11 protein-coding genes and 1 riboswitch are annotated in these 13617 nt (G+C 48.8%); of the genes, 3 read left to right on the plus strand and 8 right to left on the minus strand.

Annotation, left to right across the window (positions count from 1 at the left end):
• Positions 1-64: 64 nt before the first annotated feature.
• Positions 65-841: a ParA family protein gene (locus ACTTKG_RS01735; RefSeq protein ID WP_442672538.1), complete on the minus strand. Its 777-nt coding sequence runs from the start codon at positions 839-841 to the stop codon at positions 65-67.
• 130 nt (positions 842-971) lie between these two features.
• On the opposite strand from ACTTKG_RS01735, the gene ACTTKG_RS01740 reads away from it, so the two are divergent.
• Positions 972-1646 carry a methionine synthase gene (locus tag ACTTKG_RS01740; RefSeq protein ID WP_442672539.1) on the plus strand — a complete coding sequence of 225 codons (675 nt, stop codon included), beginning with the start codon at positions 972-974 and terminating at the stop codon, positions 1644-1646.
• Between the two features lie 75 nt (positions 1647-1721).
• The gene (locus tag ACTTKG_RS01745) at positions 1722-4094 is read left to right on the plus strand and encodes a homocysteine S-methyltransferase family protein (RefSeq protein ID WP_442672540.1); all 2373 of its coding nucleotides are present in this window, start codon (positions 1722-1724) and stop codon (positions 4092-4094) included.
• Positions 4095-4238: 144 nt separating this feature from the next.
• Here the strand turns inward: ACTTKG_RS01745 and pfkA are convergent, their stop codons facing one another.
• Entirely contained in the window at positions 4239-5201 is a 963-nt protein-coding gene (gene pfkA / locus ACTTKG_RS01750) for a 6-phosphofructokinase (RefSeq protein ID WP_442672541.1), read from the minus strand.
• Positions 5202-5312: 111 nt separating this feature from the next.
• Positions 5313-5389, plus strand: a riboswitch (ZMP/ZTP riboswitch).
• Positions 5390-5444: 55 nt separating this feature from the next.
• On the opposite strand from pfkA, the gene ACTTKG_RS01755 reads away from it, so the two are divergent.
• Complete coding sequence (locus tag ACTTKG_RS01755) at positions 5445-6617, plus strand: phosphoribosylaminoimidazolecarboxamide formyltransferase (RefSeq protein WP_442672542.1); 1173 nt, start codon at positions 5445-5447, stop codon at positions 6615-6617.
• Between the two features lie 210 nt (positions 6618-6827).
• Here the strand turns inward: ACTTKG_RS01755 and ACTTKG_RS01760 are convergent, their stop codons facing one another.
• The 6 genes from ACTTKG_RS01760 to ACTTKG_RS01785 form a co-directional block, all read right to left on the minus strand.
• Positions 6828-7754 (minus strand): head-tail adaptor protein, encoded by a 927-nt coding sequence (locus ACTTKG_RS01760; protein WP_442672543.1) that lies wholly within the window; start codon positions 7752-7754, stop codon positions 6828-6830.
• Positions 7755-7811: 57 nt separating this feature from the next.
• Positions 7812-8540 (minus strand): 16S rRNA (guanine(527)-N(7))-methyltransferase RsmG, encoded by a 729-nt coding sequence (gene rsmG / locus ACTTKG_RS01765; protein ID WP_442672544.1) that lies wholly within the window; start codon positions 8538-8540, stop codon positions 7812-7814.
• Complete coding sequence (gene mnmG, locus ACTTKG_RS01770; protein WP_442672545.1) at positions 8540-10417, minus strand: tRNA uridine-5-carboxymethylaminomethyl(34) synthesis enzyme MnmG; 1878 nt, start codon at positions 10415-10417, stop codon at positions 8540-8542. Before mnmG ends, rsmG begins: the two co-directional genes overlap by 1 nt.
• 11 nt (positions 10418-10428) lie before the next feature.
• Positions 10429-11808 (minus strand): tRNA uridine-5-carboxymethylaminomethyl(34) synthesis GTPase MnmE, encoded by a 1380-nt coding sequence (gene mnmE, locus ACTTKG_RS01775; RefSeq protein ID WP_442672546.1) that lies wholly within the window; start codon positions 11806-11808, stop codon positions 10429-10431.
• A 67-nt stretch (positions 11809-11875) separates the two neighbouring features.
• Entirely contained in the window at positions 11876-12898 is a 1023-nt protein-coding gene (gene jag / locus ACTTKG_RS01780; RefSeq protein ID WP_442672547.1) for an RNA-binding cell elongation regulator Jag/EloR, read from the minus strand.
• A gap of 1 nt (position 12899) precedes the next feature.
• Entirely contained in the window at positions 12900-13517 is a 618-nt protein-coding gene (locus ACTTKG_RS01785) for a YidC/Oxa1 family membrane protein insertase (RefSeq protein ID WP_442672548.1), read from the minus strand.
• Positions 13518-13617 lie beyond the last annotated feature (100 nt).

The raw sequence follows: 13617 nt of genomic DNA on the forward strand, positions 1-13617 counted from the left end.
TTCCGGCGTTTTCAATTCTGAAGGAAAGAGCGCCCCCAGCCCTTTGCCCAACGCCTGATGCTTTCTAGCTGTCACGCTCCGCCACCTCCTTTGCCAAATCCATATAGACGACAGCCCCCTTGCAATTCCTATCATAAGCGATGATCGGCTGTCCATACGACGGTGCTTCACTCAAGCGCACAGTACGCGGTATGACCGTACGATATACTTTACCACCGAAATGTGTTCGAACTTCCTCTGCTACCTGCACGGAAAGATTAGTGCGCGAATCAAACATTGTCAGAAGCACGCCCTCGATCTCCAAAGCAGGATTCAAGTTAGTCTGCACCAACGTCATTGTGTTCATCAGCTGCGCCAAACCCTCAAGTGCATAGAATTCGCATTGGATCGGCATTAGAACGGTATCAGACGCTGTCAACGCATTGAGTGTCAAAAGCCCCAAGGACGGCGGGCAGTCAATTAAAATGAAATCGTATTTCTCTCGTATAGTATCAACCGATCGCTTCAAACGGTTCTCACGTGAGATGGCAGCAACAAGCTCAATCTCCGCTCCGGCAAGCTCAATATTTGCGGGCAATATATCGACCTCATACCCTGTGTGAAGAATCGCCTTCTCCATAGCGAGATTATCAATCAATACCTGGTAAATGGTCGTCGTCAAATCTGATTTATTGATACCAAACCCACTCGTTGCATTCCCCTGCGGATCGGAATCAATGAGCAGTACGCGTTTGCCCAGTATGGCAAGACCGGCGCTCAAATTTACCGATGTCGTCGTCTTTCCTACGCCGCCTTTTTGATTGGCTACTGCTATAATTTTCGCCACGTTCTTTTCCTCCATAACCTTTTCTTTTCCTATTATAGCATGATATACTGATGGGGGAAAGTATCCAAGTCCACCCATCATACATGAAGATGGATGTTTCACGTGAAACATCCATCCCATTAGATACCCGGAAAGAAGGAGTTTTATGCCCATTTACAATACAGTCCTGCTCCATATTGATCCAAAGGAAACTCGTCGTTATGCCGGATTGAATAAGGCAAAGGATTTCGACGAAAAACTCATTGAGGAGGCGTGCTTAGAAGCGCGTCTCCTTGCCGAACCTCGTGGTATATGGCAGCTTTACGATTATGATGCAGCAAAGCAAACGGTACTCGCTGCCCCCCCTTTTACTATGGAAGGAAACCTCATCGCTAAACATCTTGCAAAAGCTGAAAAGGTTATCATCCTTTCAGCGAGTGTCGGTGATGCCATAGAGGATCATGTGACAAAATACTTCTCAGAGGGCCGCTATGCTTATTCTGTCATTCTTGATGCTGCCGCCACAGCCGCTGTCGAGCAAGTCGCTGATGCGATGGAAAAAGCGATCGAACCAAAAGCAGCAAAAGAAGGTTACACCATGCGCTGGCGCTTCAGTCCCGGTTACGGTGATTGGCCGCTCGATCAACAGTCAGAAATGGTGCGCTTAGCAGAAAGTGAAAAGATCGGTGTCCATCTCAGTGAAGCCTCGATGCTCGTACCGCGTAAATCCATTACTGCGATCATCGGGCTTGTACCACAGCAAACGACGCCAGAGCCGCATACGCCAAACGGCTGTGCTGCCTGCGACAAAGTCGACTGCCCCTCGCGGAAAAGCAGTTGATACCAAAATTATTTATTACAAGTTCATCGGTGATACCATTCATCAATAACGGATACTAACGTAAGGAGACTATCTATGATTCATATCTTTGACGGCGCCATGGGAACAATGCTGCAAGAAGGCGGCTTGAAAGCCGGAGGCTGCCCCGAACTCATGAACATCGAACAACCCGATGTCGTGAGAAAAATCCATGAAGCATATATCGATGCCGGTGCTACAATGATAGAAACGAATACCTTCGGAGCCTCCGCCTTGAAGCTCGATCACTATGGCTTAGAAGATCGCGTGGTGGAAATCAATCAAGCGGCGGTGCGAATCGCACACGAAGCATCCCGAGGACGCGCCAAGATCGTCGGCTCTCTCGGGCCTACGGGGCGCTTCATCGTCCCTCTCGGTGATCTCGCATTTGAAGATGCCTACGGAGCTTTCTACGAACAGGCCAAAGCGCTTGCCGATGCGGGTGCAGATTATCTGCTCTTTGAAACGTGCATCGACATTCAGGAGATGCGCGCAGGTCTCTTAGCAGCCAAAGACGCGACGAACCTACCCGTGATCTGCCAACTTTCCTACAGCGAGGATGGACGTTCCGTAACAGGCACAGACCCCCAGACTGCCGCCGTCACATTGGAAGCGCTTGGCGCGAGTATCATCGGCGTAAACTGCTCACTCGGTCCTGAGCAGCTCGTCCCTATCGTACAGACACTTGCTGATAACTGCTCCATCCCCATCAGTGTTCTTCCCAATGCCGGTATGCCGCGTCTTGAGAACGGCAGAACGATCTTCCCTATGGGGCCTGCAGAGTTTGCCGACTGGGGGCCAAAACTCGTTGCTGCCGGCGCAACGTATCTCGGAGGCTGCTGCGGCACAACGCCCGCACATATACAAGCACTCGCCGCCGCCGTCAAAAATCTTCCTGAAGCCAAACGAAAGTCTGCCGATACACGCCTACGTCTCACAAGCCGCAGCAAGACCGTCATTATCGACAAAAATCTGCCAACCACACTCATTGGTGAACGCATCAATCCAACCGGGAGAAAAAAACTCGCTGAAGAAATAAAGAATGGTTCCCTCTTCTCTGTAAAGCGCGAAGCTGTCGACCAAGTCCGTGCAGGCGCTCATCTCCTAGACGTCAACATGGGCGTTGGCGGTATCGACCAGGTACAGGCGATGCATGATGCCATTCGAGAAGTATCACAAATCACCGATGCACCGCTTGCGATTGATACCAGTGATACCAAATCTCTTGAAGCCGGTCTGCGTGCTTATCCAGGACGCGCTCTCATCAATTCGGTCAGCGCTGAAAAAGAACGCATCGAAGAATTCCTGCCTTTGGCGAAAAAGTACGGTGCAGCTATTCTCTGTCTTCCCATCACAGAAGACGGCGTACCAAAGAGCGCTGAAGATCGTGCATCTGTAATAAATGGTATCATCGAAGCGGCAAAGAAGAATGGTCTAAAAGACGGCGATTTTCTGCTCGATGCGCTTGTCATGACCATATCCGCTGACCAAAACGCCTGCCTTGAAGTTCTAAAAACCTTGCAGATTTATCGCACGCGTTTTGGCTATCCTGCCACGATGGGTCTATCCAATGTATCCTTCGGCTTACCGAATCGTCCCTTGATCAACAGCACCTTCTTTGCCATGTGTCTTGCTGCAGGGCTTGATGCACCGATCATGAATCCTTACGATGAGAAAATGCAGGAAACCTTAATGGCAAGCGCTGCACTTATGGGAAAAGACCCGCGTGGCATTGCCTTCAGTCGTAATGAAGCAAACCTCAAAACACCAAAAAAAGCAGCGACAGCAAAGCCAATCGAAGGTGACGTACTATCTGCAATCAAACAGGCAGTCATCGACGGCGCTTCGGAAAGCATCGCTATACTTACCGAGCGAGCGATCCGCGAAGGTCATTCATCGCATGAGATCACGGAGAAGGCTTTGACCGCCGCCATGAATGACATCGGCGTCGATTTTGGTGCAGGTCGTGTATTCCTGCCGCAAGTCTTACTCTCCGCCGAAGCGATGCGCTCCGCTTTTCAAAAGATCAAAGAACTTCTTCCGGCACAGCAGACGGAAAACAAAGGAACTGTCGTCATGGCAACGGTCAAAGGCGATGTACACGATCTCGGCAAAAATATCGTCTCAGCCCTTCTATCAAACAGCGGCTTCAAATTGATCGACCTCGGTAAAGATGTTGATGCCGATACCATTGTACGCACAGCTCTCGAAAAAGAAGCCGATATCGTCGGTCTCAGCGCCCTCATGACAACAACCATGACCCAGATTGATAAAGTTGTCAAAAAGCTCCGTGAAGCCGGAAGCGAAGCCCGTATCATCGTCGGCGGCGCCGCCGTCACCGAAGATTACGCCACGAGCGCAGGTGCTGACGCCTATGCAAACGATGGCGTGAGTGCAGTAAAAATTGCCAAGAATTTCGTCGGCGAATAACGGAAGTTTTAGCAAAAAATATGCAAAGCGAAAGTATTCCATTTATCCGTAATTTCCATACTCCATGTTTCACGTGAAACATCAAAACAAAAAGGAGCTTCCCGTGCAAAGGAGGCTCCTTCTTCTTTTAGAAACACTGGCTTCTCATGCCAATACTTTTGCAAGGCGCATATATTCTGGATCAAGTTTTTTCTTATTCGTCACGGCATCATGCAGATCAATGGCAACGACATTACCGCTATGAAAGCCGAATACAACATTGGAAAGACCTGAAAGAATCGCGAGCGCTGCCTTTTCACCGAGCTGACTCGCCTTCACTCGATCAATGACAGACGGCGTGCCGCCACGCTGTATATGACCGAGTACCGAAACGCGCGTTTCGATGTCCGTATGTTCAGCGATGAAGTTTCCGACCTCGATGCCGCTGCCCGCACCTTCGGCAACGACGACGAGAATATAACGCTTTCCCTTCTTGTAGGCTTCCTTGATCTCATTGCTGATCTCTTCGAGATCAAAATCCTCTTCCGGTACAAGAATATATTCTGCGCCGCCTGAAATCCCGCTCATCAAAGCGAGCCAGCCGCAATGACGCCCCATGACCTCAAGAACAACGACGCGGCGATGCGCTGACGCCGTATCACGCAGCTTATTGATTGCATCAATAATCGTATTCGCTGCTGTATCGCTGCCGATCGTATAATCTGTACCCCAGACATCGTTATCAATCGTGCCCGGCAATCCCACAATAGGAATTCCATGCTCTTCACTCAGAAGCGAAGCGCCGCGCAGACTGCCGTCGCCGCCGATGATGACAAGTCCTTCAATTCCCTTCGCCTTGAGCTTTTCATACGCTTCTGCACGTCCTTCCGGCGTCATAAAACGATGGCAACGCGCCGTACCAAGAAATGTACCGCCGCGCTGTATAATATCACCGACATCTTTTCGCTCCATTTTGAACATCTCATCGTCCAAAATCCCACGGTATCCGTTATGAATCCCCCACACTTCCGCACCTTCGAAGAGCGCCGTACGAACAACCGCACGCGTTGTCGCGTTCATGCCGGGACTATCGCCGCCGCTCGTTAAAACACCGATACAATTCAACATCACAAAATCCCTCCCATAGATCCCCAAGGAAAACCTTTCTTACATCATACCACATCAGCGTTCGGAAAGGAACGGACTTGACAAAAAAGAACGAGAATGATACATTGAAACCATAAGCTGCATGACTGACGGAAGTGGATGACCACAAGGGAGTGCAGCAGAAAAAGCCGACCGTCTGGGCAGTAAATGATTTCGTGTGCCCGTGGTCGTTTTTTTATGGAAAATCAAAAAGGAGCGATTCTAATGAAAGAACTCGAACTGAAATATGGCTGCAATCCAAACCAAAAACCCGCACGCGTTTATATGGAAAATGGGCATATTCCCTTCCAAGTTTTGAACGGCAAGCCCGGATACATCAATCTGCTTGATGCCATGAACAGCTGGCAGCTTGTACAAGAGCTAAAAAAAGCCACGCACCTTCCCGCAGCTGCCTCTTTCAAGCATGTCAGCCCTGCAGGAGCCGCTGTCGCCGTGCCGCTCTCGGACACATTGAAACAAACCTACTTCGTTGAGGGAATTGATCTGTCACCTGTCGCAACCGCCTATATCCGTGCGCGTGGCGCTGACCGTATGTCTTCCTATGGCGATTTTGTCGCTTTGTCCGATCCATGCGACGCACAGACGGCTTCCTTCCTACAGCGCGAAGTTTCCGACGGCATCATTGCGCCTGCCTACTCTGAAGCAGCGCTTGAAATCCTCAAAACAAAGCGCAAGGGCAATTATCTTATTATTCAAATGGATCCCGCTTATATGCCACCAGAGAAGGAAACAAAAACGGTCTTTGGCGTGACCTTCGAACAAAAACGCAACGATATCGCCATCACAGATGATTGTCTGAAAGATGTCGTAACGAAAAATAAAGATCTGCCCGCCAATGCTAAACGTGACCTTCTTCTCTCTCTCATCACCTTAAAGTACACGCAGTCTAATTCCGTCTGCTACGCCAAGGACGGACAGGCGATTGGCATCGGCGCAGGCCAGCAGTCGCGCGTCCACTGCACGCGTTTGGCAGGGAACAAAGCCGATATTTGGTATTTGCGCCAAAGCCCGCAGGTTCTCTCTCTGCCATTCAAGAATGATGTACGCCGTCCCGACCGTGACAATGCCATAGATGTCTATCTTTCCGATGAATATAAAGATCTCCTTGAAAGCAACGAATGGAAGCGCATTTTCACAGAAAAACCGCCGGTATTCCTGCCTGAAGAAAAATCTGCTTGGCTCAAGACAGCAACAGAAGTCGCACTTGGCTCCGACGCTTTCTTCCCTTTTGGCGACAATATCGAACGCGCCCACAAGAGCGGCGTTTCTTACATCGCCCAAAGCGGCGGTTCCATTCGCGATGACAACGTCATTGAAACCGCTGATAAATACAACATGTTCATGGCGATGACACATATTCGCCTTTTCCATCACTGATACCATTTCAATCTAAAGAGGCTGCTGCATTTGTTTGCAACAGCCTCTTTTCTTATTGCTTGTGGGTAAACATCAGCGTTATCCATATTCCCTGCAACTTATCCACATTTCTATCCACATATAAAACAATTATAGTAAAAATCTGTGGATAAAGCGGATAGATTTGCGTTATTTCCACAAACCTTATCCACAGGTTTTCCCATGCTTCCTTTAGATAGCGATGTTCAAATAATCATCCAGCATATCTTTAACCGACGGACTCATCGCACCGCCAACACCGGAAGAACTTTTCACCTTTTTCACAACCGCATGATATATATCGTCTTCTACACTTCCGGGTACGAGATTCTCCCAATTCTGTGAACTGTAAGAACGCTCCTTGATGGCATTTGACGGCCTGCCCGTAACCTCAAGTTCACAGAGAAATTGGATCTGCTGCGTCTTAGGGTTGATATAATAATGCTCAAGATAATATTTCCCTGCATTGGTATCACCATCAGAGAACGTATTCGGTATGAGTTTCACCCAAACGTCAATCATCTTATCTTGACGATTCGGTATCGGGATATAGCGTGCGCTCTGCGTATCCATTGAATAAATAAAGGAATTATCACGGAATATCTCTTGAAAACGCTCTTTTGTATTCCCCTTATTCTTTTTGGCAGATGTATTTTCTGCGGGCTTGGATGCCTCTTTCGATTTTTCCTGTGCAAGTATTTTCGGCGAATTCCCATGCTTCTCCTGCGCCGGTGCTTTTAGCATTTTCGGCTCCGTTGCCATCTTTTCTTCCATGCGTTTCTTCGGTTCATTTGCCGTCTTGTTCTCCGACGCCTTCATAGAAGCATTGTCTTTCTTATCCTGCAAACGCTCCATTTCCGGCGTGTTTCCCTTGCTCTCCGGCTTCTTCTCTGCCTTTTGACTTTGCTGTGCCGCCGGCTTTTGCTGCTCCGTTTTCTTCTCTGGAACCGCCTTTTTCTCTTTCATTTCCTTCTTATCGGTATCCGCTGCCTTTTTTTCTTGTGCGGCGAGATCTTCCATACCGACATTTATGATGTATGCCGAAGCTGTCGAGCTAAAAATCAAACTGCCTGTAAAAAAAGCCGCACCCAAAACAGCTGCTATCTTCTTTTTCCACACTCCGAAACACCGTCCTTTCCGTCTCTTCAAGATATATCGTCTTTTTTCCACACAACGTTAATAGTCAACCTGTACTAGAGGAAACTTTGTCGGCATACCTGCCTTGCGCGGATAAGTTCTCGGCGTCACACGCACTTTTTCCATGACAAGAACCGCACGCTTATCGGAAAGACTGGGCAACGTAACGGGAATTTCCTCTATTTTCGCACCGCCTAAAATCCGAACAGCATATTTTGCCTCCTGCACTTCTTCCGCGTAACGCATACCCTTCAAAGCGATCGCTCTGCCGCCTATGCACACGAAAGGCAAAAGATACTCAGAAAGAACAGAAAGGCGTGCAACCGCGCGTGATACCGCAACATCAAAGCACTCGCGCAGCTTTTTATCTCGTGACGCTTCTTCAGCACGACCGTGCAGACACTCGACATATTTGAGATCAAGCGCTTTGACAACTGTTTCAAGAAAATGCACACGTTTCTTTAAAGAATCAAGGAGCAAGAGACGCATACCCGGGCAAAGAATCTTCAAAGGTATTCCCGGAAATCCTGCCCCGGTTCCCACATCAATGAGACTGAAAGAATCCACCTGCTCCATGCCTCGAAGCGCTGTCAAAGAATCAATGATATGTTTCAAAGCGACTTCTTTAGGTTCGGTGATCGCTGTGAGATTCATCTTCCGATTCCATTCCATCAACAAATCATAATAGATACTGAACTTATCTATTTGATGTGCATCGAGCGGCATCCCGTAGAGGAGCGCCGCTTTTTCCAGCTCTTCTCGAAACATTATGTCCTCCCTCTGCGACGCTCCTGCTCAAGCCAAACCAATAAAACCGAGATATCTGCCGGAGAAACCCCCGAGATACGGCTTGCCTGCCCCACGGAAAGCGGTCGGATCGCCGCCAGTTTTTCACGAGCTTCATCGCGAAGGCTTGGCACAACATTATAGTCAAGATCAGTGCTCAAGCGGTGCGCTTCCAGATTTTCCAAACGCCGCACTTGTTCTTTTTGCTTTTCAATATATCCTTCATAGCGGATACCAATTTCAAGCTGCTCTTCAATTTCCGGCGCCAAACGCTCCAACGAGAACAAACTGCACAGCTTACTGTAACTCATCTCTGGACGACGCAAGAGTTCGGCAAGTGTCGTCGATGTACGTATGGGATCCAGTCCTGCTGCTTTCAAGCAGGAAAGAGTTTGGGCGGACGGATGAATGACTGCCTCTTCGAGCTTTTTTTTCGCCTCAATGATACCATTCTTTTTCGCCAAGAACTTCTTCCAGCGAGTATCATCAACAAGCCCAATCTCGCGTCCTTTCTCCGTCAGACGCAAATCTGCATTATCCTGTCGAAGAAGCAGGCGATACTCGGCACGGGAAGTCATCATGCGGTACGGCTCATCCGTCCCTTTCGTCACAAGATCGTCAATGAGAACACCGATATACGCTTCCGCACGGCTCAGAATGAACGGCGCTTCACTGCGGATATAACGTACAGCATTGACACCTGCTAAAAGCCCCTGCGCTGCAGCTTCTTCATAACCCGATGTACCGTTCGACTGCCCTGCTGAGAAGAATCCTTGAATTCTCTTGAACATAAGGCTAGGCAAAAGCTGCAGCGGATCGATACAATCGTACTCTATAGCATATCCCGGGCGCATGATACGCGCCTTCTCCAAGCCTGGAATCGTATGCAGGAAAGCTTCCTGCACATCGATGGGCAAACTCGTCGACATGCCCTGCACATAAACCTCCTGCGTATGCCACCCTTCCGGCTCTAAAAAGAGCTGGTGACGATCCTTATCGGGAAACCGCAGAATCTTCGATTCGATCGACGGACAGTAGCGCGGTCCTATACCTTCAATGATACCATTTACCATCGGCGCACGATCAATATTTTCGCGAATAATCGTATGCGTCGCTTCATTCGTATACGTTAAGTAACATGGCAGCTGCTCATACGTCCTTTCCTCCGTCAAAAACGAGAAACTGCGCATCGCATCATCACCCGGCTGTATCTGCATTTTCGCATAATCAAGAGAGCGCGCATCAAGACGTGCAGGCGTTCCCGTCTTGAAGCGCATAAGCTTGATACCATTCTCCATCAGTGAGTGAGACAACTTCTTTGCCGCTCTCTGCCCATTCGGTCCGCCGCTGTGCGTATGCTCTCCAATGACAATACGTCCCTTTAGATACGTTCCCGTCGCGAGAATGACAGCAGAAGCAAGATATATCTCACCTGTTTCCACCAAGATGCCGCGCACTGCCCCATCCTCAATAAGAATTTTTTCTGCAAGAAGCTGCTTTACTTCCAACCCATCCTGCCTTTCGCAGCGTTCCTTCATCAGAAATTGATAGACTTTCTTATCCTCTTGCGCCCGCAGTGCATGAACCGCAGGTCCCTTTCCCGTATTCAAGAGACGATATTGAATTGCCGCTTGATCGGCATTGAGCGCCATAGCGCCGCCAAGCGCATCTATCTCGCGCACAAGATGGCTCTTCGCAGGTCCCCCAATCGAAGGATTGCATGGCATAAGAGCGATGTTATCCAAAGAAATCGTCGCTAAAAGCGTACGGCAGCCGAGTTTTGCTGCCGCAAGCGCCGCCTCCACCCCCGCATGACCTGCACCTAAGACAATAATATCGTATTCACCAGCGATAAACAAACTCTTTCCCCTCACTTGCCGACACAAAAACGAGAAAATATCTCATCAATGATGTCATCCCCCACCGTTTCTCCAGTGATCTCCCCGAGCTTTTCTAACACAGAACGCAAATCGATCGATAAGAAGTCAAGCCCCAGCCCTTCATCAATCGCACGAAGCGCCGATGCCAGATATTCTGCCGCTTTTCCCAAAATATCCTGCGTTCGAAGATCGGCAACGAAAGATCCCTCTGCACCTGATTCACCGTTCTTATAAACAACCTTCACAATGGTATCAATCAGAGGCAAAAGTCCGTCCTCTTCCTTCGTTGTAACCTCAAGCAACGGGAAATCCGTCCATTCTTTCAATTTTTTAAGATCAAGAACACGCGGCAAATCCTTCTTCGTCACGACGAGAAATGCCTGTTTTCCCGAAAGAAGTGACAAGATCTCCTCATCTGCCGCTTCCAAAGGACGTGATCCATCAAAAAGTGCGAGCACAAGAGCCGCACTTTCTATATGAGCACGCGCCTTTTCCACGCCGATACGCTCCACCTCATCTTTTGTCTCACGGATACCTGCCGTATCAATGATTTTAAGAGGTATTCCTCCGATATTGACATACTCTTCAATAGTATCACGCGTCGTCCCTGGGATATCCGTAACAATCGCACGTTCCTCGCGCAAAAGTGCATTCAAGAGACTAGACTTTCCAACATTCGGCTTACCTATGATCGCTGTTTCACAACCATCTCTCAAAATACGCCCCGTATGTGCTGTCTCTAAAACAGAACATATCCTCGCGTGAAACTCCTCGATCTTTTCACGCGCATCGGCAAGCACGATATCATCAACGCCATCCTCTGGAAAATCAATAACCGCCTCTAAATGCGCGACAAGCATCAAAATCTCCTCACGCATCTTGCGTATGCGAGAAGAAAAAAATCCGGCAAGATGCCCCACTGCCATTTCTAAGCCCTTTTCCGTCTTTGCTTGCACCACATCCATAACCGCCTGCGCCTCAGCAAGATCGAGCCTGCCGTTCAGGAATGCACGCTTTGTAAATTCACCGCGCTCTGCGGGACGTGCGCCGTATTGATATGTCAAAGCCAAAACTTCGCGCAAGGAGAGCGCACCGCCATGACATTGCAGCTCCACAACATCTTCTTTCGTATACGAATGAGGTGAACGCATGATGAGACAAATCGCCTCATCGACAAGGCGACCATCCTCGCGTACAATCGTACCATAAAGAAACGCCCCTGCATCAATCTCGTTAAGATTTTTACCGCAGGCAGCGCGAAACATCTGAGAAGCCACTTTTACAGCACTCTGACCCGAAAGTCGAACAATACCGATACCGCCTTCGCCGGCAGCCGTTGCTACAGCACTGATCGTATCTGCCTGCTGCACTTTTTTATCCCCTTCCCGTAATGAAAGAAACGGGCTGTCGCTCAATGCAACAGCCCGATACAAAACATCAATAATCCTCTTCTCTCATGTATCCATCCATTCGCGAAACGCGATGCTTCGGCTCAATGACAACCTTGCGAAAAGGCTCATCACCCGCACTGTAAGTCAAAACGCGATGATTCTCCTGCAAAGCCAAATGAATCAACTTTCGTTCATGGCGATTCATCGGCTCCAAGACCACACGCTGATTTGTGCGGCAGCAACGATCTGCCAAGCGTACCGCCAAACGATAGAGCGTTTCCTCGCGGCGTTCTCGATATCCTTCGATATCCAAAACAATACGCACACGCTCCTCCGTCAGTCCTTGATTCGCTGCGAGATTCACAAGATACTGCAACGCATCGAGCGTCTGCCCGTGCTTGCCAATCAAGATTCCAAGATTATGCCCCGAAAGATTAAGCTCATACGAATGCGGATGCTCTTTTCGTTCAACGGCAACATCAAGTTCCATCGCCCGAAAAATTTGCTGTAAGAAATCCTCCGCTTTCTTGAGCGGAACTGTCGCATCAATAGAAGATGTCGATGTACGAAACCCATCGCTGCGTGTATACGAAGAAGAATCCATCTCATAAGAACGCCTGTCCGGCGAAAAACGCTCACGACGCTGCTCGGAAAAAGACCGACTTTCCCTCGCAGGAGAATAAGAAAAACCACGATCTACGATAGCTTCCTCGCCGCTCGCCGAAGAACCGCGAAAATCAGCAGATGCGCTCTCTTTCCGAGATGCGGAATACGCTCCTTCCATCGTTTTTTCTGCATGTTCTTCTTCCACCTGCACAATCGGTGTCTGAGCTTCTTCCCGTACCGTTTCTCTTACCGGACGAACTTCGTATTCCTGCCCAGGCAAAGACTCATCTTTTGCTGTCACGCGCACCTTGGCCGATCGTTTGCCAATCAATCCCAAGAAACCATTGGACGGTTCTTCAATGATCTCTATTGTGCAGCGCTCTTTTGGCAGATGCAGTGCAAAAAGAGCAGCTTCAATCGCTTCATCCACCGTTTTGCCGGTCATTTCCACGAAATCTGCCATATTAGGCAACCCCCTTCTTTCCTGTGCCATTCTCACCGCGATACATCCACCATTGCTGCACAATCTGCACGAGATTCATCGTCACCCAATAAAGTACAAGACCGGAAGCGAAACTCAAACTAATCCAACCAATGAAAATCGGCATAACAATCATCATGATCTTCATCTGCTGATTCATTTCCGATGACGTCTGTTTCTGCACAAACCATGTCGAAAGAGCAGAAAGCACCGGCAGCACATAATGCGGATCAGGCTCCGATAAAGAGGTCAGCCAAAGAAAAGACGGTGTTCCCGAATATGCGTAGCCTTGCAGTGCATAAAACATCCCCATGAGAATCGGCATCTGTATGAGAAGCGGCAAGCAGCCCGCCAAAGGATTGACGCCGGCTTCCCGATAAAGCTCACCGATCTTCTGCTGCATCATCTGCGGATTGTCCCTATACTTTTCCTGCAGTTTCTTCATTTTCGGCTGCAGCTCCTGCATCCCCTTCATCGAACGCACTTGTTTGACTGTCAACGGATAGAGGCACACCTTGATGAGAATCGTCAGCAAAATAATGGCAATACCATAATTTTCAAAACCAAGCAAACCTGTAAAAGCGTACAAATTCTCCAACATAAACTGAATCACCGCAATGAAAGGGTGAAACAGCGAAGACAAAAATTCCAAATCACCACATCCTAGTCTTGTAGAAAACACGAATAAGCTGAATTTTATC

This window comes from Selenomonas sp. (genome assembly GCF_052169755.1).
GTDB lineage: Bacteria > Bacillota > Negativicutes > Selenomonadales > Selenomonadaceae > Selenomonas.

Coding starts and splice junctions, on each gene's coding strand:
- ACTTKG_RS01755 (WP_442672542.1), top strand. CDS start 5,445: ATGAAAGAACTCGAACTGAAATATGGCTGCAATCCAAACCAAAAACCC.
- ACTTKG_RS01740 (WP_442672539.1), top strand. CDS start 972: ATGCCCATTTACAATACAGTCCTGCTCCATATTGATCCAAAGGAAACT.
- jag (WP_442672547.1), bottom strand. CDS start 12,898: ATGGCAGATTTCGTGGAAATGACCGGCAAAACGGTGGATGAAGCGATT.
- pfkA (WP_442672541.1), bottom strand. CDS start 5,201: ATGTTGAATTGTATCGGTGTTTTAACGAGCGGCGGCGATAGTCCCGGC.
- rsmG (WP_442672544.1), bottom strand. CDS start 8,540: ATGTTTCGAGAAGAGCTGGAAAAAGCGGCGCTCCTCTACGGGATGCCG.
- ACTTKG_RS01735 (WP_442672538.1), bottom strand. CDS start 841: ATGGAGGAAAAGAACGTGGCGAAAATTATAGCAGTAGCCAATCAAAAA.
- ACTTKG_RS01785 (WP_442672548.1), bottom strand. CDS start 13,517: ATGTTGGAGAATTTGTACGCTTTTACAGGTTTGCTTGGTTTTGAAAAT.
- ACTTKG_RS01745 (WP_442672540.1), top strand. CDS start 1,722: ATGATTCATATCTTTGACGGCGCCATGGGAACAATGCTGCAAGAAGGC.